This is a genomic window from Vibrio sp. 1562, from assembly GCF_033340155.1.
GTDB lineage: Bacteria > Pseudomonadota > Gammaproteobacteria > Enterobacterales > Vibrionaceae > Vibrio > Vibrio alginolyticus.
In genome coordinates, this window is sequence record NZ_JAWOVY010000804.1 from 1 (window position 1) to 510 (window position 510).

At 44.3% G+C, this 510-nt stretch carries 1 pseudogene; it reads right to left on the bottom strand.

The features are described 5' to 3' along the window. Nucleotides 1–97 precede the first annotated feature (97 nt). Nucleotides 98–510, bottom strand: a pseudogene (locus R7Z49_RS27765) (ornithine carbamoyltransferase subunit F); the annotation flags it as partial.

A 510-nucleotide genomic window follows, 5' to 3' on the forward strand; every position in this document is an offset into this window, starting at 1 on the left:
GGTCATTTCTTAATCCTCAGACAAATTGCCGAGTATTATACGCCTAACTTTTGCGAGCGCAAGCGATTACATCATGCTTTTTGCTTTCCAAAAAACACTAACTTCCTAGCGTTGCAACCATAATGGCTTTGATTGTGTGCATGCGGTTTTCTGCTTCATCAAAGACGATAGAGTACTCTGACTCAAACACATCTTCGGTGACTTCTAGGCCTTTCATGCCGTATTTCTCTGCGATTTCTTTACCGACAGTGGTTTCGTCATTATGGAACGCAGGTAGACAATGCATAAATTTCACGTGTGGATTACCCGTCTGCTTGATGACATCCATATTGATTTGATAAGGCGTCATTAGCGCGACACGTTCATCCCATGCTTCTGCTGCTTCACCCATTGAAACCCAAACATCAGTGTAGAGGAAATCACAGCCTTTCACGCCTTCTTCGACGTTTTCCGTCAAGGTGATTTTCGCGCCGGTTTGTTTGGCAATGTCTTGGCAAGTCGCGACAAGAT